This window comes from Zunongwangia sp. SCSIO 43204, from assembly GCF_019904275.1.
In the GTDB taxonomy this organism is placed as follows: Bacteria; Bacteroidota; Bacteroidia; order Flavobacteriales; family Flavobacteriaceae; genus Zunongwangia; species Zunongwangia mangrovi.
The window spans coordinates 1851455-1872599 of record NZ_CP063204.1 but is presented as its reverse complement, the minus strand read 5'-3'; the positions used below and the strand labels follow the sequence as shown (position 1 = coordinate 1872599).

The window sequence follows — 21145 nt, the reverse complement described above, 5'->3', positions numbered from 1 at the left end:
TTAAACGTTGTTTTTATATATTCCAAAAATTCTTAATTGCTCGGTCATCATTCCCAAAACTTCCATGGCTTTAGAAAATCGCTCGTAATCATCGAAAGTGATATCGATAAAAAAGCTGTATTTCCAGGGAGTTTCGATAATTGGCATACTTTGGATCTTCGTCATGTTTAGATCAAAATCTCGCATAATATTTAATACTGAAACTAAACTCCCCGTGCGACTTTCTAACTCAAACTTCAACGAAGCTTTATCGATCTTCTCGCCGTTTGGTTCTTTTTTGGTTTTACTGATGATCAAAAATCGAGTAGAATTACTCTTTTTTGTATGAATGTCTGAAGCCAGTATATCCAATCCAAAAATTGAAGCCGCCGCACTACTCGCTACAGCCGCTACATGCTTTGATTGTTTTTCTGAAATTCTTCTGGCAACCTCAGCAGTATCTGTATCTTCAATTAATTTAATATTGGGATATTTTTTGAAGAATTCTTTACACTGCAATAAAGCCATGGGATGAGAATATACTTTTTTGATCTGTTCGATCTGCTGACCTTTTAACGCCATCATATTCATCGCGATCGGGATATAATGTTCACCAACAACATGCAGATCATTCTCGTCGATCAATGCATAATTAGGAAGAATAGAGCCTGCGATAGAATTTTCGATCGCCATCACAGCTTCCTGGGTTTCCCCGGCAACAAGACTTCTTACCAGTTCCTGGAAAGACATACATTCCAAAATCTCAACATCTTCACCATAATATTGCTGGGCGACCAAATGATGGAAAGATCCCTGAATTCCCTGTATTCCTATGACTTTTTTCATTCAAAAATTGATGTAAAAAAAAAGTCCCGACTTTTAGATCGAGACTTTTATATAATATTGTTTGCTTAATTACATACCATTCCCGATCTCTACTCCTTAAAATAGAAATAAAAATAAAAGAATGTGTTCCAAGTAATTAAGTTCTTCATCTGTTCTTTGTTACGCTGACTAAAGTATAATTATATTTTAATATGAAAAACCCTTTTTTCACTTTTTTTCAGATAAAACTACTTTTTACGAATCTTTTTATATTTCAGTTTTTTCAGAAGAAATCTTGCAGCAAAGCCATTCTTAAAAAGCCTGTTTTTAAATTATAAATACTAATACTGAAAAATAAGAATTTCAATACGACCGCGTTATTACGTAAAGCTTCTTTTGCCACGCCATTTTTATGCTTACTTTTGGCCTAAAGCTTCTAATATGTCGATTTCAGTAGAAAAAATATCAAAATTCTATGGAGAACAAAAAGCCCTAAACCAGGTTTCATTTTCTATTGAAAAAGGTGAAATTGTTGGTTTTCTTGGTCCAAACGGTGCGGGGAAATCTACTTTAATGAAAATCTTAACCGGTTACCTTAAACCTTCTGAAGGAAATGCCAGTGTAAACGGCTTCGAGATCGATAAACAATTACACGATCTACAAAAAAGTATTGGCTACCTGCCAGAACATAATCCTATATATACAGAAATGTATGTTAGGGAATATCTTGCGTTTAATGCGAGAGTCTACGGAATTAAAAAAGATCGTATAGAAGAGGTGATTAAATTAACCAATCTTACTCCTGAAGCCAATAAAAAAATCGATCAGCTTTCTAAAGGTTATCGCCAGCGCGTTGGTTTGGCTGCAGCTTTATTGCACGATCCACAGGTGTTGATCTTAGATGAACCAACCACGGGATTGGATCCTAACCAACTTGTAGAAATTCGTAGTCTAATTAAGAATATCGCTAAAAACAAGACAATTTTCCTTTCTACTCATATTATGCAGGAAGTTGAAGCGCTTTGCGATCGCGTAATCATTATAAATCACGGCGAAATTATCGCAAACCAAAAATTAACCGATCTTCGTAAAGACCAGGAACAAATTATTGAGGTAGAATTTGATTATCGTATCGAAATGGTGGCGCTGCAAAAGCTTCCGCATTTAAAAGAAGTGAAAAATCCTGCAGGTTTTGTTTATGAGCTTACTTTTACCACAACAGAAGACATGCGCCCGGCTGTTTTTGACTTTGCTCATGACAACGGGCTAAAAACCCTTCAACTAAATCAAAAATCTAAAAATCTGGAAAGTTTATTTACTGAATTAACTCAGCAATCTAAAGATTAATATTCGACGTTTTTCACGATAATTTTTTCAGAAGGCATATCAAAGGTTAGTACATCGCCAATCCAGTTAATTCCCATAATCCCTTCGTAAATCAAACCATCAATAAATGTTGCTCGAAAATCGGTCTTTTCAGCATTCATTTTTGGGTTGGTAAGTTTCGAAACCTCAGCAAAATAATATTGGTTTCCTTCTTCAGGTTTAAAAGAGCTCGGGATAAATTTACTATCAACTTTGGTAGAATCGATTCCTAAATCTTCCATATATCTGGAATTGAAACGATAAACATCAAAACCGGCACCACTATCCAAACCAACATGCAATTCCAAAGAATCAATTTTCACCCTCGTTCCTATGCTCACCTTTATATTTCTATCATTATTAATTTCCAAAGGCATTTCAAAATCCATATTTACTTTTCGTTGCTGAAGTGATTTTTCAGATTCAATAACCAGTTTATTTTCAGCAAAATTAATCGTGAAAGCTTTTTGCTGAAATGGCGTTAAAGAAATTAATCCGTCTAACGGAAAATCGATATCATACACCGCAAATTGTTCATTTTCGATACTAAAATCTCCAATATCTAGAACCTCTGAATGATATAGATCTGAAGTTATCGCCTCTCCGGTGGCACGATGCCCGGTATAAAAATGAGTTGTTTTTTCAAGATTATCGATTTTATCGGCAAAATCTTTGGTTAGTAAATTCATACCGGCGCCGGTATCAAATACAAAATTTCCAGAAACACCATTTACCATCGCCCTAATCATAATGTGACCATTTGGACTCAATTTAAACGGAATTTCGATCTTTTCTTCGGAATAATTTTGTGCGTAAAATAAATTTGAAATAAATAAAAATGTAATTACTAAAATTGCTCGCTTCATAATATCCTCTTTCTTATTCCACGAATTGCTAGCGGCTTTGTTACAAAAAAAAGCCTCATATTTTATCGAATATGAGGCTTTAGAAATCTTCCTTTTTCAATATTAATTATGCTATTTCTTTTCTGAAAGTTTTAAAATATCACCAAATACACCACGTGCAGTCACCGCGGCACCGGCACCGGCACCCTGAATTACAATTGGGCGATCGCCGTAAGATTCGGTATAGATCTCGAAGATAGAATCGGCTCCTTTTACCTGCCCCAAACTGCTATCATCTGGCACAGAAACCAAAGCAACTTCTAATTCTCCTTTGTCCTGCTGTAAATCTCCAGAAAGATCACCAATATATCGCAATACGTGATTTGGCTTCTGCTCTTCTTTCACTTTTTGATAAGTATCGTCTAATTCTTCTAATTTCGACACAAATGTTTTCGCATCACCGCCACGCAAATCTTCAGGAACTAGATTTTTAATTTTTACGTCGCTAAATTCATTCTGAAGGTCTAATTCTCTTGCCAAAATCAATAATTTTCGGCCTACATCATTTCCGTTTAGATCTTCACGAGGGTCTGGCTCTGTAAATCCTTTGTCGATCGCCTCTTTTAAAACACTGCTAAACGTGCGATCTTCCGCAGAAAAAGTATTGAACAAATAACTTAAAGTTCCTGAAAACACACCCCGAATTCTAGTAATATTTTCTCCGGAAAGGTGTAAAATTCTAATCGTATCGATTAGCGGTAAACCTGCACCAACATTAGTTTCGTATAAATATTGTTTCTGGTTTTTCTCCAAATTCTCACGTAGTTCCTTATAAAAATCGAAACCTAAAGTATTCGCAATTTTATTGGAAGAAACCAAATCGAAACCGTGATCTACCAGTTTATTATAATCCTGAACAAAAGCTTCGCTCGCCGTATTATCTACCGCGATCAGGTTTTCTAAATGAAACAACTTCGCGTATTTGATCACCTCATCGATCGAAGCTTCCTGCTGCGCTTCTTCTAATTGTGTTTTCCATTCTGAGCCAATTCCTGTAGCATGAAGCAATAACTTTCTGGAATTTGAAACCGCAAAAATATTCAGTTTTACTTTTTTACGCTCTTCAATACTTGCTGCTGAATCTAAAATCTGGTTGATCAAAGTACCACCAACCGTTCCGTGGCCAAAAATCGCAATATTGATCTTTTTACAAATTTCGAAGATCTCACCATGAATTACATTTAGGGCTTTATTCAGTTGTGATTTTTTCACCACCAAACTCACGTTTTTCCCGGTTACCGTATTATTAAAAAGCAAAGGAACGATCTGATTTCTTATAAGCGCATCGTAAGGTTTATGGAATGTACTTAGATCCTGCCCAACGATCGAAATCACCGAAACATCATCTACCACAGATATTTTATTCACATCTTTTGAATAAAAATCGCTCTCAAATTCGCGCTCTAAAGCTTTTACCGCACGCACTGCATTTTCAGCATCTACCACCAAACCAATTCCACGTTCCGAAGAACCCTGCGAAATTATACTCACACTTATTTGGGCATCGCCAAGTGCACGGAAAATTCTTGCATCTACACCAGATTTTCCAAGTAAACCACGACCTTCTAAATTCAGCAAAGCCGTATGTTCTAAAACCGAAAGAGACTTCATTCCTTCCTTATTCGGTTTTGCCGTGATCAAAGTTCCCTGATTGTCGTTATTAAAAGTATTCAGGATTCTAAGCGGAATATTTTTCTCGATCAACGGAATAATGGTTTTGGCATGTAAGATCGTCGCTCCAAAATTCGCAAGCTCGTTCGCTTCGTTATAAGAAAGCTGGTCGATTCGTTGTGCACTCGGCACCAAATCTGGATTCGCCGTATAAATTCCGTCTACGTGAGTATAGTTTTGCAACTCTTCAGCATCCAGATAATTCGCGATTAAAGAAGCTGTGTAATTACTACCATTTCTACCTAAAGTTGTGGTTTCATTTTTAGCGTTCGAGCCAATAAAACCGGTAACGATATTCACTGTTTTGCCATTAAATTCTTCAAAATGCTCCAGAACATTTTCTTTTGAAAGTGCATCCAATGGCTGCGCATTTCCAAAAATATCGTCAGTTTTAATCAATTTACGCGTATCGGTAAAATTGGCTTTGTAACCGCGTTGTCTTAGAATTTCAGTAATCAATTTAGCCGACATTAATTCGCCCTGAGAAAGCAACTGATCTTTAATCTTCGCACTGTAATCCCCAAGCAAGCGAACACCTTCCAGTAGTTTTTCGATATTTTTAAATTCTTCGGAAAAATCTACAAAATCATATTCTGCGATCTGGTAGGCTTTAAATTTCTCAAAAGCCGAAGCAAAATCTTCATTTTCTGATGCTTTCTCTAATAAATTTTCAAGCTGATCTGTGGTTTTTCCTCTTGCTGAAACCACTACCGCAATACGTTCTTCATTTTTGATCTTTTCTTCAATAATTTCTAAAACCGTATTGATACCTTCTCCGTTGGCGAGAGATTTTCCGCCAAACTTTACTACTTTCATTTTATTTGCTTTTTGAAAAATGCCTGCAATTATATTTTCCAATTGTTTAAATTCGATTAAAAATGCATCGTGACCATGTAACGAATGGATTTCGCCATAAGTCACTTTATTGCTGCTTTGTGCCAGCTGTTTGTATGTTTCCCTGTTTTCTTCCGCAGTAAAAAAGAGATCTGAATCTACCCCAATGATGCAAATATTGGCATTGATACTTTCTAAAACCTTATCCAGCTCTGGCCTACCACGAGAAACATCGATCGTTTTTAAAAGCTGATTCATTAATTTATACGCCCCCACCTGAAACCGCTCCTGAAGTTTTGCGCCGTGGTGCAACAACCAACTTTCTACATTAAAAACCTGAAGTTCTTCGTTTTGGGTTCTTTTAAAACGGGATTTAAACGACTCGGGCGTGCGGTAACACAACATGGCGTGCATACGCGCATCGTGCACCGGATTTTTAGAATTATTTAAAAACAGCTCCTGAATCTGGCAATTAGCGATAAGCCAGTCGGTCGATTTCCAATCGGTTGCTACGGTGATCAAATTATCGGTAATCTCCGGACTCAAGGCTGCCATTTCCCACGCGATTCCGCCTCCAAGCGAACCACCAACCAGTGCAAAAAGATGCTCGATTTTTAACGAATCTAAGCCTAAAAGAAAGATCCTGGCGATATCTCTTGCTACAAAATCTTTATAGTTATCGATTAGAATTCCGTCATAACCATTCCCGGGCACATTAAAAGCCAGAATGGTATATTTATCGGTATCGATACATTTCTCTGTCCCTACAACATCCTTCCACCAACCGGTTTCTCCGGCAACTTCAGAATTTCCCGTAAGCGCATGATTAATCATCACGATAGGCGCCGAATGTAATGGCTGGCCAAACACGTGATAGGACAATGTAATATCCTGCTTAGCACCGCTTAATGTGGTAAAATCCTTAAGTTGTAATTGTAATAAATCTTGTTTCAACTTTTCCCTTTTTAAACTTTTGAAAGTTTAAAACCGACTGAAAACAGCAATAACCCTTTGATGGGTGCGCGCTTCGTTATGATCAAGAAAAGTTTGTGAGAATAATTCGATGAAGAATCTATCTGTTATCTATCCGGAAATCGGTAGAACGTAGCACCTTCTTTGTTGGCAAAGGGTTGCTAAGGCTTCAGCGGGTCTATTCCCTCGGCCTTTCTTGATAACAATCAGTAAGTTTCTGAACTTTGTGACCACAAATTACGGTAATAATTTGCGATCGACCAACATTTTTTTGTGTTTAGTTTTTGGTTTCTTAGCTGACAGCTTTTAGCCATTAGCGATCAGCTTTCTCCCTAATCGTATTGCTTGTTTTATCTAATATATTTTTGTCACTTCGAGTGCCAATTTTTGGAATGAAATGTAAAAATTTGGTGTATCGAGAAGTCTAAACTTTCTTTTTATCATTGCCATAAAAAGAAACAAAAAGGTCTAGTCTTATTTTTGATATCTTGAAAAACTGCTGAAAAGTTTTGCATGCGTTCTGCAACCGCTTCGCTAGGCAGAACTCCACTGCCAGCAGCACAACATTTCATTGTTTTTACTACGACAACAAAAAGTAGGACAATAATTGACTAAAACTTTGTGGGAAATTCTGGATTTGAACTTCTTTCTCTTGAATACGCATTAAAAGTCTATTCTCTATATTCTTTTTTCTCTCCTCTTTTCCATTCAAAATTCAACATTTTAAATTCAAAATAATTTAATTCTGATCTAAATGTCAAAAGTCTTTTTTCTAATATCTAACAGCGAAGCGGTCTCAATTCTAATTACTAAAAAACTGCTTCAGCGATTTGCTTGATGTTAGAACTTTTTCCCATGGAATAAAAATGCAATACCGGTACGCCGGCTGCTTTTAATTCTTTGGTTTGCTCGATCGCCCATTCAATTCCTACCTGGCGGACTTCCTTATTATTTTTACAGGCTTCAACGCTTTCTATTAATGCCTGCGGAAGATCGATACTAAATACATGCGGCAACAATTGTAAGTGCTTTTTCACCGCTATCGGTTTGATTCCCGGAATAATTGGTACGTTAATTCCCATTTCCTTCGCCTTTTCTACAAACTCGAAATACGCCTGATTATTAAAGAACATCTGCGTTACCACGTAATCTGCTCCCGCATCAACCTTTGCTTTTAGCTTTTTAAGATCGGTTTCTAAAGAAGGTGACTCTAAATGTTTTTCAGGATAACCGGCAACACCAATACAAAAATCAGGATGATTTTCAGAATCGATAACTTCATTCAGATATTTTCCTTTTGAAAGATCACGAATCTGTCCTACAAGTTCGTTAGCGTAAATATGCCCACCTTTTGTTGGTTCAAAATAACGCTGATGTTTCATCGCATCACCACGCAAAGCCATTACATTTTCGATTCCCAAATAATGACAATCTACCAAAACATACTCGGTTTCCTCTTTCGTAAAACCGCCACACAAAACATGCGGAATCGTATCTACATCGTACTTTTGTTTGATGGCAGCACAAATTCCAACCGTTCCCGGGCGCATTCTGGTAATTTTACGTTCTAATAATCCGTCGTCGCGTTTAATGTAAATATGCTCTTCCCGTGAAGTGGTCACATCTATAAACGGCGGATTAAATTCCATTAAAGGATCGATATTATCATATAATTCCTGAATATTCTTCCCCTTTTGTGGCGGAACGATCTCGAACGAAAACAAGGTTTTCCCTTTTGCTTTCTCTATATGCTCGGTTACTTTCATTGTCTTAAGCTACTAATTGCTGATAGCTGTTGGCTGTCAGCTTATTTTTAATCTGCAATATTTGGATTAAGCCATTTTTCGGCTTTTTTATATTCTATTCCTTTGCGCTCGGCAAAATCTTTTACCTGGTCTTCTTTTATCTTTCCTAAACCAAAGTATTTTGCTTCAGGATTGGCAAAATAATAACCACTTACGCTGGCTGCCGGCCACATGGCCAAACTCTCCGTAAGTTTTACGCCAATGCGCTCTTCTACCTTCAGCAATTCCCAAATCGTAAGTTTCTCTAAATGATCTGGGCAGGCAGGATATCCCGGTGCCGGGCGAATTCCTTTATAACTCTCCTTGATCAATTCTTCGTTACTCAAACTTTCTTCGGAAGCGTAACCCCAATCTTCTTTTCTTATTTTTTCATGAAGGTATTCAGCAAAAGCTTCAGCAAAACGATCGGCCAGCGCTTTGATCATAATCGAATTATAATCATCAAGATTTTTCTCAAATTCTGCTGCTAATTCCTGTGTTCCAAAACCTGTGGTTACACAAAAACAGCCCATATAATCCTGAATTTCGGTTTCCTTTGGTGCGATAAAATCTGATAAGGCGAAATTAGGCTTCCCTCCATGCTTTTTTAATTGCTGGCGTAGCGTTCTAAAAATGATCGTTTTTTCTTCTGAATTTTCATCGAATTTCACCTCGATATCGTCACTATTGATGGTATTTGCTTCAAATAGACCAAAAATAGCTTTCGCTTTTAGCAATTTTTCATCTAAAATACGCTTCAGCAATACCTGAGCATCAGCAAATAGTGATCTTGCCTGTTCTCCAACCACTTCATCTTCTAAAATCTTAGGATAACGGCCGTGTAAATCCCAACTTCTAAAAAACGGACTCCAATCTATATAATCTAAGAGTTTATCTAATTCAAAATCCTCTAAAACCTGGATCCCAAGCTTATTTGGCTTGCTGATATTCGATGTTTTCCAATCGATTTTGAAATTATTCTCACGTGCTTCTTCAATCGAAAGAAAGCTCTTCACCTTGCTTCGTTTCCCAAAATTATTTCTGAATACTTCATACTCAGATTTGAGGTTTTCGATATACGTTTTTCGGGTTCGTTTATTCAGTAGATCACCAACAACGGTAACGGCTCGCGATGCATCGTTAACGTGCGCTACGGCGTGCATATATTGTGGATCGATCTTTACTGCCGTATGTGCTTTGGAGGTTGTAGCCCCACCAATTAATAAGGGAACCGAGAATTCCTGTCGTTGCATTTCTTTAGCCAGAAAAACCATTTCATCTAAGGATGGCGTGATCAAACCACTTAATCCTATCGCATCAACATTTTCAGCTTTTGCGGTTTCAATGATCTTTTCAGGCGGAACCATAACTCCAAGATCGACGATCTCGTAATTATTACATCCCAAAACAACACTTACTATATTTTTACCAATATCGTGAACATCTCCTTTTACGGTAGCCATCAATACTTTTCCGGCAGTTTCACGTTTACCGGATTTATGTTCTTCAATATAAGGCAATAAATAAGCAACAGCTTTTTTCATTACCCGTGCCGATTTTACCACCTGCGGAAGAAACATTTTTCCGCTTCCGAAGAGATCACCAACCACATTCATCCCCGTCATTAAATGACCTTCGATAACTTCGATAGGTTTTTCTGAAGCCAGTCTTGCTTCCTCTACATCTTCGATCACATAAGCATCGATTCCTTTTACCAATGCGTGCGTAATACGGCTTTGCAAAGGTTCTTCTCGCCAGCTAAGATCGACTTTACTGGTTTTAGCCGATCCTTTTACAGTTTCAGCAAAATCCAATAAACGCTCGGTTGCATCTTCACGACGATCTAAGATCACATCTTCTACATGTTCTAAAAGATCCTTTGGGATTTCATCGTAAACCTCTAATAAAGCCGGATTCACAATTCCCATATTCATACCAGCCTTGATCGCATGATAAAGAAACACCGAATGCATGGCTTCTCTTACCGGGTTATTTCCGCGGAAAGAAAAACTCACATTACTTACACCTCCACTCACACTACAATGCGGTAAATTCTCTTTTACCCAGCGCGTAGCTTCGATAAAATCTATGGCATTTTTACGATGCTCGTCCATCCCGGTTCCTACCGGAAAAATATTAAGATCGAAAATGATATCTTCTGGCGCAAATTTTACTTTATCTACCAGTATATCGTAAGAGCGCTTTGCAATTTCTATTCGGCGTTCATAATTATCGGCCTGACCAACTTCATCAAAAGCCATTACGATAACAGCAGCGCCGTAACGTTTTATTTTTTTTGCATGATCGATAAATTGTTCTTCACCTTCTTTTAGTGAGATCGAATTCACCACACATTTTCCCTGCACTACCTGCAAACCAGCTTCGATAATTTCCCATTTAGAGCTATCGATCATTATAGGAACACGGGCGATATCGGGTTCAGCAACAATAAGATTCAGGAATCTAACCATAGCTTCTTTACCATCAATCAAACCATCGTCCATATTAATATCGATGATCTGCGCCCCTCCATCTACCTGATCACGAGCAATATCGAGTGCTTCATCAAACTTTTCTTCTTTTACCAAACGAAGAAATTTTCGAGAACCCGCCACATTGGTACGCTCACCAACATTTACAAAATTGCTATCTGGAGTAATAATAAGTGGCTCCAAACCCGACAATTGTAAAGGCCTGTATTCTTTTTTTGCTGAAGTGTTATTTGCTAAATTACTGTCTAATCCTTCCATTTTAGGCCGAAGCTTTTTTATGTTGAAGACTTTTTATCGGTCGTGGTTTATATTCTTTTGCAATATCTGCAATCGCTTTTATATGATCTGGTGTTGTACCACAACAACCACCAAGAATATTCACCAAACTTTTATCTAAATATTCGCGTGTTTGCTTTGCCATTTCTGAAGGTGATTCATCATACTCACCAAAAGCATTTGGTAAACCTGCATTAGGATAAGCTGAAACTCCGTATTGCGCTTTATAGCTCAATACCTCTAAATGCGGCGTTAATTGCTTGGCACCAAGCGCACAATTAAAACCTATACTCATAAGTGGAATATGCGAGACTGAAATCAAGAAAGCTTCTGCTGTTTGCCCAGATAAAGTTCTACCCGAAGCATCGGTAATTGTTCCGCTAACCATCACCGGAATATCCAGATTCAATTCTTCTTTAAGTTCATCGATAGCAAAAAGTGCTGCTTTTGCATTCAACGTATCAAAAACAGTTTCTACCAAAAGAATATCTACTCCGCCTCGAATCAAAGCGCTGGCTTGCTGTTTGTATGCAATTCGAAGTTCATCAAAAGAAATTGCACGAAATCCGGGATCATTTACATCTGGAGACATGCTCGCCGTTTTATTGGTAGGCCCCATTGCTCCTGCTACAAATTTTGGCTTCTTTGGATTTGCTTCAGTAAGTTCTATCGCAACTTGCTTGGCGATTTTGGCCGACTCGTAATTTAATTCATCTACGAGTTCTTCCATTTTATAATCTGCCATTGCGATCGTAGTTCCAGAAAATGTATTGGTTTCTACGATATCGGCACCGGCTTCAAAGTATTTTTTGTGAACTGCGGCAATTGCTTCTGGCTGGGTGATCGAAAGCAGATCATTGTTTCCCTGAACAGAAACCGGCCAGTCTTTAAAACGATCTCCACGGAAATCTTCTTCAGTAAATTTATATTCCTGAAGCATGGTGCCCATGGCACCATCGAGGATCAATATTTTTTCAGCTAATAATTCTTCTAATTTCGACATGTTATGCTATTCTATTGGCTATCAAAAAAGAAGATAAGGGAAAGTCTGTTTGTTATCTATCTACGCAAATCACGTAGTAGAAGGTAGCACCTTCTCCCTAAAACCCTTTTGGTTGAGGAGGGTTGCTAAGGCTTCACAGGGTCTAATCCCTCAACCTTTCTTGATAACGCTAATAAATTTATGAACTGAGCCCGCTAATATACGGCGATCTATTATAATGACAAGAGAATGAGTAAAAATCTTGATTATCTTCTTCTTTATAATTAATGAAGAAATTAATTAAAATTTATCAAAATCTGTCCCTAAAATAATTCTGTTCATTTTTTCCATTGATGAAAAAACGAACCAAAAAAATCTAGGCTTACGAATCTTGCTTGAAATTGTATGTTCGGAAGCTAAATTTTAGAAACTCGCTTCGCTCAAACAGCCTAAAATTTTTTACGCTTCTCTCACTTTCAATTTTACAAGCAATTTTCGATAGGCCACAAAAAAGATCCAAAATAAAAAATCTATTTTTAATTCAGCATAAGTAATCCTGAACTCGATTCAGGATCTCATCTGTTTTTTATTCGAATCATGAGATTTTGCATCCATCACGAAATAACAATAGTCCTTTTAATGTTAGTAAAAGGAATTAATAATTATTTTACAGCCTCTCCGTTTACATTTACTTCATAGGAGATTTCAGCTGCTTTTTCTAACATTTTTGCTACTGAACAATATTTATCCATTGAAAGTTCTACTGCACGTAAAGCTTTTTGTGGTGTGACATCGCCTTTCAGCATAAAGTTTAAATGGATTTTTTTGAAAACATTAGGCACAGCTCCATCTTCTCTAAAACCATCAACTTCTACCTGAAGATCTTCTAATTCTATTTTTTGCTTTTTAAGGATCATCACCACATCTATACTACTGCAGCCTGCAATTCCTCTAAGCAATAAATCCATAGGACTACCTCCCTGCGGATTTTCTTCAGATTTATTATCTAAATGAACAATATCACCACGTTCATTTTTAGTCTCAAAGTGATAGGCATCATTAAGCCTTTTTAGAAAGATTTTCATCTATTTTAATTTTGATTCAAATATACGAAACGTGTTATGATTCTTTTGTAACCTTTGCTACTTTGAAGCTATTTATAAAAAACGTCATTTCTGTTTAAGGAAATGACGTTTTTTATAAATGAGATTTAGATTTCTCCGTTTCGCTACGCTACACCTGCCTGCCGAAGAGGCAGGGTCGAAATGACATTGATATTAAATTAATGCATCACCAAATTGTCTAATTTCTAAAATCTAACAGCAAAGCGATCTCAAATCTAATTACCCGATACTCTGCACTACTTCTTTTTTGGCTTCTTTTTTAGATCCGTCGAATCCTTCTACTCCACCTACCGTAGTATATTTAAGTACGTATTTTTTATCTGGGAAAATTCTCGCATAAGCACTTTGGCACATAATTGCTGCTTCGTGGAAACCAGATAAGATCAATTTTAATTTTCCTTTATATGTATTTACATCTCCAATCGCATAAACTCCAGGAATATTGGTTGCGTAATCGTAAGAATTGTCAACTTTAATGGCATTCTTTTCGATCTCTAATCCCCAATTCCCAATAGGGCCTAATTTTGGAGACAATCCAAATAATGGTATAAAATGATCTACCTCTCTTAACTCTTCACCGCGCGCTTCATCTTTATGACGAATTACTACCTGCTCTAAATCATTTTCTCCTTTAAGGCCAACAACTTCAGCATTGGTGATCATTTCGATTTTACCGAGTTTCGATAATTCAGACACCTTTTCTACAGAATCTAAAGCTCCTCTAAACTCTTTTCTTCTATGTACCAACGCTACTTCTTCAGCAACATCTGCTAAATAAATCGCCCAGTCTAAAGCTGAATCTCCACCACCGGCAATCACTACCTTTTTACCACGATAAACTTCTGGATCTTTTATAAAGTATTCTACTCCTTTATCTTCGTAATCTGCAATATTCTGGATAGGCGGCTTACGAGGCTCAAAAGAACCTAAACCTCCTGCGATAGCTACTACCGGAGCATGGTGTTTTGTTCCTTTGTTAGTGGTTACGATAAATGTCCCGTCGTCTAGCTTTTCTAAAGTTTCTGCACGTTCACCTAAAGTAAATCCTGGTTCAAAAGGTTTTATTTGTTCCATCAAATTATTCACAAGATCACCGGCATTGATTTCTGGAAAAGCCGGAATATCATAAATCGGTTTCTTGGGATAAATTTCTGAACACTGCCCACCTGGCTGCGGTAAGGCATCTATTAAATGTGTTTTTAATTTTAATAATCCCGCTTCAAAAACGGTAAATAATCCTGTGGGGCCTGCTCCTATGACAAGGATATCTGTTTCAATCATTTTTATCTTTCTTTACGATTAAGGATTCGGTTATTGTATTTAATTGTTCCACCTTGGCTTCAAAATCGCCTTTGATGGTTTTTCGATATTCATTAAGATTTTCGACCATTTTATTTACATCTTCCGGAATCACCTCTTCGAAAAACTGACGTAAACGCTTGGCCGTTGTTGGCGATTTCCCATTGGTAGAAATCGCAATTTTCACGTTGCCTTTATTTACAATTCCGCCCATATAAAAATCACATAACTCGGGCGTATCTGCAATATTTGCAAGCAAATACCGCTTTTTAGCATGCTTGTGTACTCTTTTATTAAGTTTTGCATCATTGGTTGCAGCTACTACAACGTGCCGTCTTTTAAGAAATTTTCTTTTATACCTGCTTTTGATCAATTTTACACCATGTTTTTTGGCAAGAGCTTCAGTTTCTGGCGCAAACCACTTGGCTACGACCTCAACATTGGCATTGGGACTCGACTTCAGTAAAAAATGAAGTTTTTCGTGCCCAACATTCCCTCCACCTACAACAAGGATGTTTAAGTTGTTTACTTTTAGAAAAACAGGATATAATTCGTTTCTTGCTTGCATATTTTTTTTAGCTCTTTGGCTTGCATTGAACTCTCGTCATTTTGGACTTGATCCGAAAATCTCATTAACTTATATAGAAGAGATCATGAATCAAGTTCAGGGTAACAACTTTATTTATAATTCAATAATTCGAACATAACTTTCTTTTTTCCATTGCCGAAAAAAGAAACAAAAAAGTCTAGGCTTACGAACCTTGCTTTAAATTGTTCATTCTGAAGCTAAATTTTAGGAACTCGCTTCGCTCAAACAGCCTAAAATTTATACGCTTCTTTCATTTCCAATTTTACAAGCAATTTTCGATAGGCCAGATCCAACTTAGTCTTATAAATAATCAATTCTTCTAAATCTATTCTCTAAAATCTAACAGCGATAGCTATTTAATCTCTTCTATCATATCATCAACACATTTTCAAATCTTCAAATTAGCACATCAACTACGCTGCTCCTATCTTCAAAAACTTTGAATATTCTGAAGCTGAAAATCCGCTTGCTTCTTTGATCTCTTTTGGTAATTGATGACTTTCTTTAACCACTTCGCCAATCACGATAATTGCGGGTGCGGTTAAATTCTTTTCAGTAACTACTTTTTCTATTGTTTTAATGGTTCCAAAACCAGATTGCTCGTTAATTGTGGTTCCATTCTGAATGATTCCTACCGGCATATCTTCTTTCCCAAATTCGCTAAAAATCTTTACAATTTCAGCAAGCTTACTCATTCCCATCAAAATAACAACCGTAGCTGTAGATTGTGCAGCCAGGTAAACATCACTGGATAATTTTCTCGCTGAAGTTGTTCCTGTAATTACCCAAAAACTTTCGGCAGTTCCGCGTTGTGTTAGTGGAATTCCCACATTCGCCGGCACCGCAATGGATGAAGTTATTCCAGAAACTACCGCAGTATCTAAGCCTTTACTTTTGGCGTAATTGATCTCTTCTGAGCCTCTTCCGAAGATAAAAGGGTCACCACCTTTTAAGCGTACAACATGCCCACGTTCATTGGCGTAATTCACAATAAGATCGTTGATCTCATCCTGAGAATAACGATGTTTATTTTTACGCTTTCCTACATAAATATGCTCGGCTTGCGGCGCATATTCTAATAACTCACGATTAATAAGCGCATCGTAAAGCACCACTTTTGCCGATTTTAGCGTATTTAGTGCTTTTAGTGTGATAAGCTCTGGATCACCAGGACCTGCACCAACCACACTTAGTTTTGGAAGATTATACATCTTGTACCTCCTTTGTTCTATAAGCATCTACTCTTTTTAAGAATAAACGTGCATCTTCGATATATTTTTGAGCAAACTCTTCACTAGGTTCATGTCCGTTTAATTGATACGTGAACTCTTTGAAAGAAGTTGAAAGTTCAATTTTTCCAGTCTCTACAAATAACTCGTCAAACTGAGAAATGATTCCCGCCTGTGTATTGGTCTTAACATCATCTGCGATCAATAAAGCTTTTGCTGAATTTACGATAGATGTATACGAATGATAAATAGAATCTGACCATGCTTTACGATCGATCGCGCTTTGTGCATTATCGATTTTCTCTTCACTTTCGAAAAGTAAAGTAGCAATAAGATCGATCACGACGCCGGCACATTCACCAACACCAACTGCTTTGATATATGGTTTCTCATGTCCCCAATCGATAAAATCATTTTCACTAAGTTCTGATGTATCAGCAAGATCTTTTAATAGATCGTAGAAATAAGTTTTTCCCTGGCGATCGTAATATTGGATGAATTTCTCGTCTGCTTCAGCATTTGCATCAAAATCATTTAGCAATACTCTAAGGGCTTCAGGACCACGTTTACTTGGTACTTTTACCACTTTATCTGCAAAACGACCTTCGCCATTTCCAAGAACACCACCTCCAAGTAACACCTGTAATGCCGGCGCTACAGCTTTTCCAGATTTGATTGACATTCCCTGGAAACCAATTTCAGCCATATTGTGCTGCCCACAGGCATTCATACAACCACTAATCTTAATGGTAATATCCTTTCCATTGATAAACTGTGGATATTCTTCTTTTAAGACATCCTCAAGCACATCTGCAATTCCTGTACTACTTGCGATTCCTAAATTACAGGTATCTGTACCGGGACAAGCCGTGATATCCACCGTTTTATTATAACCAGTTTCTGCGTAACCTAATTTCTTTAATTCGGTATAGAAATATGGCAAAAATTCTTCGCGTACGTGACGAATTAAAATATCCTGACGCAAGCTTAGACGAATTTCGTTACCTGCATAATTTTTGATTAGATCTGCCAGTTGTCTTGCTCCACCGGTATAAAAATCTCCTAGGGGAACTCGGATTCCTACAGCAAATAATCCTTCCTGTTTCTGCGGAATTACATTCGTGTTTCTCCAAACTTCATAATCCTTCTGATCTTCAATTTCTAATGAAGGAACCTCTACATCCTGAAGTGGTGGAGCAGCCTCGAATTTTTCGATATGAAATTCTGCTTTCTCCTGAGATAAAGCTTTTTTCTGCTCATCTACTAATTCTAAGAAAGCTTCTAATCCTATATCTTTTATTAAAAACTTCATTCTTGCTTTTAATCGTTTTGCACGCTCACCGTGACGATCAAAAACTCGAAGTACAGATTCTATAAGTGGGATGATTTCTTCAGCCTCAATAAAATCGTATAGTTTATCGGCATGGCGTGGTTGTGAACCTAGTCCGCCTCCCAACATTACTTTAAATCCGCGTTTTCCATCCTGCAGTTTTGGGATAAAACCAAGATCATGAATATAACTTAGCGCTGTATCCTCGTCTGTTGCAGAAAAAGCGATCTTAAATTTACGCCCCATTTCCTGGCAAATAGGATTCCGTAGAAAAAACCTAAAAGTAGCATCTGCATAAGGAGATACATCAAAAGGTTCGTCTACATCTACACCAGCTGTTGGGGAGGCTGTCACATTTCTTACTGTATTACCACACGCCTCACGAAGCGTAATATCATCTTTCTCAAGTTGTGCCCAAAGCTCGGGCGTACGCTCTAAGCTTACATAATGAATTTGAATATCCTGGCGAGTAGTAATGTGTAATCTCCCGGTAGAATATTCATCTGAAACATCTGCAATACGATGTAATTGTTCTGAAGTTACTTTTCCAAAAGGCAGTTTTATACGAACCATTTGTACTCCAGCCTGCCTTTGGCCATAAACTCCACGCGCTAGGCGCAGGCTTCGGAATTTCTCTTCGTCTGCTTTGCCTTCGCGAAACAGGCGAATTTTCTTTTCTAAATCGATGATGTCTTTTTCGACAACAGGATTTTCAATTTCGGTTCTAAAACTTTGCATGGATAAATTATTTTAATTGAGGGATCTGCTTTAAACAGATGTAAATAAAAAAGTCCTTTTTCGGTTTACACTTAAAAGGACTTTATATATAACTAAATACAAGCGTGACTTTTAAGTGCATATAATGCAACGCAAACACATCGATTTACACCACATCACTTTTGTATTTACTATAAAATTCATTTTTAATATTGGTTAAATTAAACACCACTTTTTACTAAGCGTGTAAACCACATTCTCTATTAGCAAGTACTTTTGTAGGATCAAAATACTTATGCTCGTTAGGAAGATTATGTTCTTCTAGATAAAGATCCAGTTTTTCATCACTCCAGTGGTAAAATGGACTCACTTTTAAAAGTCCATCCTTACTATAACTAAGAATATCGATACTATCACGAAAAGCAGTTTGTCCTTTACGAAGATTAGTAAACCAAATGTCTGGTTGCTGTTCTCTCATTGCTCTCTGGAAAGGTTCTAGCTTTACCTGGCGAGTGAACTCATCATGATCTGAACTATCTACTTGTGGAATCCCACCAAACATAGCATCACGATAAGCTGCAGTTTGCTTAGGAATATAGATCTTCACATTTAGATCTAAAGTATCGATCACTTCCTTGGCATGTTTGTAGGTTTGTGGTGTATTATATCCAGTATCACACCAAACCACCTGAACATCAGATTTTATTTTTGAAACAGCATGTAAAATTGCCACCTCATAAGGTCTAAAATTAGTTGTTACAACTGGACGCTTACTGTTTAAAATTACCCATTGGATAATCTCTTCAGGGCTTATGCCTTTTAACTGCTGATTAAGGATTTTTAATTCTTTCTCTGTATACCTTTTCATAATCTTCTCTTTCCTGAAGTCCACTATTCTATTCGTATTTTTCAAAACCTATTAACCTATCGATTTAGTAGGTTATTAAAACAAAAGTAATCTTCATTTTGTTATACACCAACAAATTGTGGATTATTTTTTGATTTTTAACATTTTATATTTTCCGAAAACGCTTATGTAAGATCGGCAAGTGTATTATCGCCCAAAACATTTAGAGTACTATCCCTAACCTGGATCATCAATTTATGAACAGAACAGGTTTTTTCATCTGGGCAATCATCACACTTTTCATAGTAATTAAGACTTACACAAGGCACCATGGCAATGGGGCCTTCTAAAACTCTTATGATCGCAGTCATTTTAATATCTTCTGGTTCCTTGATAAGATAGTAGCCACCACCTTTTCCTTTTTTGGAACCTAAAAATCCAGATTTTCGTAGTATCAACAGAATACTTTCCAGAAATTTTTGAGAGATATTTTCACTCTTTGCAATTTCTGAAGTTTGCACAGGATTTCTTTCTGGCTGCCTGGCTATAAAAGTTAAAGCCTTAATTCCGTATTTCGTTTTCTTTGAAAGCATATGGCGAAGATAAATAATTTTAATATTTCATCCTTCGCCACAAACTTTCGCAAAATTCATTCATTTTTAAAGAACGTATGGGTAAGTCGTAAAGTTATGCCCCAACTAACAAACTTTAAGACAAAGCTTGTTCTATATCGGCAATAATATCATCGATATGCTCTAATCCTACAGATGTTCTAATCAATCCATCTGTAATCCCAACTTCTAATCGATCTTCTTCACTTAGCTTACTATGCGTTGTACTTGCCGGATGTGTAACTATACTTCTTGTATCTCCTAGATTAGCACTACGAGAACAAAGTTGTACGGAATTCACAAACTTTCGCCCAGCATCGATACCTCCTTTAATCTCAAAAGAAATAATATTACCTCCTAATCGCATTTGCTTTTTGGCAATTTCATATTGAGGATGCGATTTTAAAAATGGATATTTTACCTGCTTAACATTTGGGTGTGACTCTAAGAATTCAGCTAATTTTAGTGCATTTTCAGAGTGTTTTTCTAAACGCACCGCCAGTGTCTCTAAACTCTTTGAAAGAATCCATGCGTTAAACGGACTCAAAGCCGGGCCGGTGTTTCTGGAAAATAAATAGATCTCTCTAATAAGATCGGCATTTCCAACTGTTACTCCGCCTAAAACTCTACCCTGCCCATCGATCATTTTTGTTGCCGAATGGATCACCAAATGCGCACCATATTTAATAGGATTCTGAATATAAGGTGTTGCAAAGCAGTTATCGATCACTAAAATAAGGTTATGTTTTTTAGCAATCTCACCTAATACTTCTAAATCGATAATATCTACTCCAGGGTTGGTTGGCGTTTCAGCAAAGATGATTTTAGTCTCTGGCTTAATTAAACCTTCGATCTTTTCAACCTCGTTTACTTTAAAATAGGTATGCGTGATATTCCACTTCGGAAAAAACTTTGTAAAAAGGGAATGCGTACTTCCAAAAACAGATCTGGAAGAAATTACATGATCGCCACTATTTAATAAAGCTGCAAGTGAAGAGAATACGGCACTCATCCCGGTAGCGAAAGCGTACCCGGTTTCTGCACCTTCCATTTTGGCTATTTTTTCAACAAATTCTGAAGTATTAGGGTTCGAGAACCTGCTGTAAATATTCCGTTCTTTTTCTTCAGAAAACGAAGCGCGCATATCTTCAGCATCTTCAAAAATATAACTTGATGTAAGATACAATGGCGAAGAATGTTCTAAGAATTGTGAACGTTCTATCTGCGTACGTATGGCTTCGGTTTCAAAATGTGGAGTAGACATAGTATTAAAATTATTGTTTTTATCGCGGTGACCTGCACCATTCTTTCTGT

Annotated in this window: 15 protein-coding genes and 2 riboswitches; of the genes, 1 reads left to right on the top strand and 14 read right to left on the bottom strand. The window is 37.1% G+C overall.

The window, feature by feature from the left end; genetic code table 11:
* On the bottom strand, positions 1-825 hold the full coding sequence (locus INR75_RS08245; protein WP_223091506.1) for a prephenate dehydratase: 825 nt from the start codon (positions 823-825) through the stop codon (positions 1-3).
* Positions 826-1245: 420 nt separating this feature from the next.
* On the opposite strand from INR75_RS08245, the gene gldA reads away from it, so the two are divergent.
* The gene (gene gldA, locus INR75_RS08240) at positions 1246-2151 is read left to right on the top strand and encodes a gliding motility-associated ABC transporter ATP-binding subunit GldA (protein WP_223091505.1); all 906 of its coding nucleotides are present in this window, start codon (positions 1246-1248) and stop codon (positions 2149-2151) included.
* Here the strand turns inward: gldA and INR75_RS08235 are convergent.
* The 13 genes from INR75_RS08235 to INR75_RS08175 form a co-directional block, all read right to left on the bottom strand.
* On the bottom strand, positions 2148-3035 hold the full coding sequence (locus tag INR75_RS08235) for a retropepsin-like aspartic protease (protein ID WP_223091504.1): 888 nt from the start codon (positions 3033-3035) through the stop codon (positions 2148-2150). The two genes, gldA and INR75_RS08235, sit on opposite strands and share 4 nt — an antisense overlap.
* A gap of 111 nt (positions 3036-3146) precedes the next feature.
* Positions 3147-6533 carry a bifunctional aspartate kinase/homoserine dehydrogenase I gene (gene thrA, locus INR75_RS08230; protein WP_223091503.1) on the bottom strand — a complete coding sequence of 1129 codons (3387 nt, stop codon included), beginning with the start codon at positions 6531-6533 and terminating at the stop codon, positions 3147-3149.
* Between the two features lie 122 nt (positions 6534-6655).
* Positions 6656-6757, bottom strand: a riboswitch (SAM riboswitch).
* A 603-nt stretch (positions 6758-7360) separates the two neighbouring features.
* On the bottom strand, positions 7361-8317 hold the full coding sequence (metF, locus tag INR75_RS08225; RefSeq protein ID WP_084839723.1) for a methylenetetrahydrofolate reductase [NAD(P)H]: 957 nt from the start codon (positions 8315-8317) through the stop codon (positions 7361-7363).
* A gap of 47 nt (positions 8318-8364) precedes the next feature.
* Positions 8365-11085 (bottom strand): methionine synthase, encoded by a 2721-nt coding sequence (gene metH / locus INR75_RS08220; RefSeq protein WP_223091502.1) that lies wholly within the window; start codon positions 11083-11085, stop codon positions 8365-8367.
* Between the two features lies 1 nt (position 11086).
* On the bottom strand, positions 11087-12106 hold the full coding sequence (locus tag INR75_RS08215) for a homocysteine S-methyltransferase family protein (protein ID WP_223091501.1): 1020 nt from the start codon (positions 12104-12106) through the stop codon (positions 11087-11089).
* A gap of 49 nt (positions 12107-12155) precedes the next feature.
* A riboswitch (SAM riboswitch) is annotated at positions 12156-12276 on the bottom strand.
* Between the two features lie 471 nt (positions 12277-12747).
* Positions 12748-13170 (bottom strand): OsmC family protein, encoded by a 423-nt coding sequence (locus INR75_RS08210; RefSeq protein ID WP_223091500.1) that lies wholly within the window; start codon positions 13168-13170, stop codon positions 12748-12750.
* Positions 13171-13428: 258 nt separating this feature from the next.
* On the bottom strand, positions 13429-14490 hold the full coding sequence (locus tag INR75_RS08205; protein WP_223091499.1) for an NAD(P)/FAD-dependent oxidoreductase: 1062 nt from the start codon (positions 14488-14490) through the stop codon (positions 13429-13431).
* On the bottom strand, positions 14483-15076 hold the full coding sequence (locus tag INR75_RS08200) for a bifunctional precorrin-2 dehydrogenase/sirohydrochlorin ferrochelatase (protein WP_223091498.1): 594 nt from the start codon (positions 15074-15076) through the stop codon (positions 14483-14485). The genes INR75_RS08205 and INR75_RS08200 overlap by 8 nt, the downstream gene beginning before the upstream one ends.
* A gap of 434 nt (positions 15077-15510) precedes the next feature.
* Entirely contained in the window at positions 15511-16308 is a 798-nt protein-coding gene (gene cobA, locus INR75_RS08195) for a uroporphyrinogen-III C-methyltransferase (protein WP_223091879.1), read from the bottom strand.
* Positions 16301-18394, bottom strand: coding sequence for a HEPN domain-containing protein (locus tag INR75_RS08190; RefSeq protein ID WP_223091497.1), 2094 nt, complete (start codon positions 18392-18394; stop codon positions 16301-16303). The genes cobA and INR75_RS08190 overlap by 8 nt, the downstream gene beginning before the upstream one ends.
* 217 nt (positions 18395-18611) lie before the next feature.
* Entirely contained in the window at positions 18612-19241 is a 630-nt protein-coding gene (locus INR75_RS08185) for a phosphoadenosine phosphosulfate reductase family protein (protein ID WP_092540677.1), read from the bottom strand.
* A gap of 164 nt (positions 19242-19405) precedes the next feature.
* Complete coding sequence (locus tag INR75_RS08180; protein ID WP_084839714.1) at positions 19406-19813, bottom strand: Rrf2 family transcriptional regulator; 408 nt, start codon at positions 19811-19813, stop codon at positions 19406-19408.
* 115 nt (positions 19814-19928) lie between these two features.
* Complete coding sequence (locus INR75_RS08175; RefSeq protein WP_223091496.1) at positions 19929-21095, bottom strand: PLP-dependent aspartate aminotransferase family protein; 1167 nt, start codon at positions 21093-21095, stop codon at positions 19929-19931.
* Positions 21096-21145: the final 50 nt, after the last annotated feature.